A 2123-nucleotide genomic window follows, 5' to 3' on the forward strand; every position below is an offset into this window, starting at 1 on the left:
TGCTGCGTGTGCAAGCGCTCCTGCTGCACGTCGAGCTCGGTCGACACGACCGACAGCCGTTCGCGGTCGGCCTCCTTCGAGCCGGACGAAAACGGCTTCGCACCAGGGTCGAACGCGTCGAGCTTGAATGCGGCGGCTTCCTTCTCGCGCGTGCTGTAGGGCACGCGGAAATCGTCGAGCGACGGTTGTTTCGCCATTCGTTCCTCCGTTGGACGGTGTGGTGCATACGATAACGCATCCACCAAACGCGACGGGCCGCCCCGAACTGGTTCGGAGCGGCCCGTCGTCAAGCGCGGTTCAGACGCGCGCGCATGCTCAGCCGAGCTTCTTCTTCAGCAGTTCGTTGACCTGCTGCGGATTGGCCTTGCCCTTGGTCGCCTTCATCGCCTGGCCGATCAGCGCGTTGAACGCCTTTTCCTTGCCGGCGCGGAATTCCTCGACCGATTTCGCGTTCGCCGCGAGCACTTCGTCGATGATCGCTTCCAGCGCGCCGGTGTCGGAGATCTGCTTGAGGCCCTTCGCGTCGATGATGCGGTCGGCCGCGCCTTCGTCGGTCGCCTTCTCGTCCCAGATCGTCGCGAAGATTTCCTTCGCGATCTTGTTCGAGATCGTGCCGTCGGCGATGCGCTGCAGCAACAGCGCGAGCTGCGCGGCCGACACCGGAATCGCGTCGATCTCGATGCCGTCGCGGTTCAGTTGCGACGACACGTCGCCCATCAGCCAGTTCGCGACGATCTTCGCATTCGCTGCGCCGGCCTTCGCGACCACCGACTCGAAGTACGCGGCCATCGCCTTGCTCGACGTCAGCACGCCCGCGTCGTACGCGGACACGCCGTACTCGTCGACGAAGCGCTGCTGCATCGCGGCCGGCAGCTCCGGCATGCCGGACTGCACGCGCTCGACCCAGTCCCGGCCGATCACGAGCGGCATCAGGTCGGGATCGGGGAAGTAGCGGTAATCGTGCGCGTCTTCCTTGCTGCGCATCGAACGCGTCTCGCGCTTGTCCGGGTCGTACAGGCGGGTTTCCTGCACGACTTCGCCACCGTCCTCGATCAGCTCGATCTGGCGACGCACTTCGTAGTTGATCGCTTCCTCGAGGAACCGGAACGAGTTCAGGTTCTTGATTTCCGCGCGCGTGCCGAATTTCTCCTGGCCGACCGGTCGCACCGACACGTTCGCGTCGCAGCGGAACGAGCCTTCCTGCATGTTGCCGTCGCAGATGCCGAGCCACACGACGAGCGCGTGCAGCGCCTTCGCATAGGCCACGGCCTCGGCCGCGCTGCGCATTTCCGGCTCGGTGACGATCTCGAGCAGCGGCGTGCCCGCGCGGTTCAGGTCGATGCCGGTCATGCCGGCGAAGTCTTCATGCAGCGACTTGCCCGCGTCTTCCTCGAGGTGCGCGCGGGTCAGGTTGACCGTCTTCTCGTACGCCGGCTTGCCGGCCTTCTCGTTGGCCGGCACCTGGATCGTGATCTGGCCGCCCTGCACGACCGGAATCTCGTACTGGCTGATCTGATAGCCCTTCGGCAGATCGGGGTAGAAATAATTCTTGCGCGCGAAGATGCTGCGCGGCGCGATGGTCGAGCCGATCGCGAGGCCGAAGCGGATCGCCCGCTCGACCGCGCCGCGGTTCAGCACCGGCAGCACGCCCGGCAACGCCAGGTCGACCGGGCACGCCTGCGTGTTCGGCTCCGCGCCGAACTGCGTCGATGCGCCCGAGAAAATCTTCGAGACGGTCGACAGTTGCGCGTGCGTCTCGAGACCGATAACGACTTCCCACTGAGTAGCCATGTGCTTACACCCCTGCCGGAACTTGCTTGTGCCAGTCGGTCGCGCGCTGGAACGCGTCGGCGACCTGCAGCATCCGGGCTTCGTTGAAATAGTTGCCGATGATCTGCAGGCCGACCGGGCGCTTCGCGTTCGCGCCCGCGCCGAAGCCGCACGGCACGCTCATGCCGGGCAGGCCCGCGAGGCTCACCGACAGCGTGTAGATATCCGCGAGATACATCTGCACCGGATCGTCGCCCTTCGCGCCGAGATCCCATGCGACCGTCGGCGACGCCGGGCCCATGATCACGTCGCAGGACTTGAACGCTTCCTGGAAATCGTTCGCGATGATGCGG

Annotated in this window: 2 protein-coding genes and 1 pseudogene; all 3 read right to left on the bottom strand. The window is 65.4% G+C overall.

Translation table 11 applies throughout. From position 1 onward, the window contains the following. Window positions 1-197 (bottom strand): annotated as a pseudogene (locus tag JMF90_RS34585) (polyphosphate kinase 2 family protein); the annotation flags it as partial. 118 nt (window positions 198-315) lie between these two features. Beyond that, on the bottom strand, window positions 316-1791 hold the full coding sequence (gatB, locus tag JMF90_RS34590; RefSeq protein ID WP_006477480.1) for an Asp-tRNA(Asn)/Glu-tRNA(Gln) amidotransferase subunit GatB: 1476 nt from the start codon (window positions 1789-1791) through the stop codon (window positions 316-318). A 4-nt stretch (window positions 1792-1795) separates the two neighbouring features. After that, window positions 1796-2123, bottom strand: a 328-nt coding sequence (locus JMF90_RS34595) for an amidase family protein (RefSeq protein WP_268906088.1), incomplete at its 5' end; no start/stop codon positions are given.

The organism is Burkholderia sp. E168m23, from assembly GCF_016586125.1.
GTDB classification, from domain to species: domain Bacteria; phylum Pseudomonadota; class Gammaproteobacteria; order Burkholderiales; family Burkholderiaceae; genus Burkholderia; species Burkholderia orbicola.

Bases quoted from the DNA above. Each gene is read 5' to 3' on its own strand.
- gatB (WP_006477480.1), bottom strand. From the start codon at position 1,791: ATGGCTACTCAGTGGGAAGTCGTTATCGGTCTCGAGACGCACGCGCAA.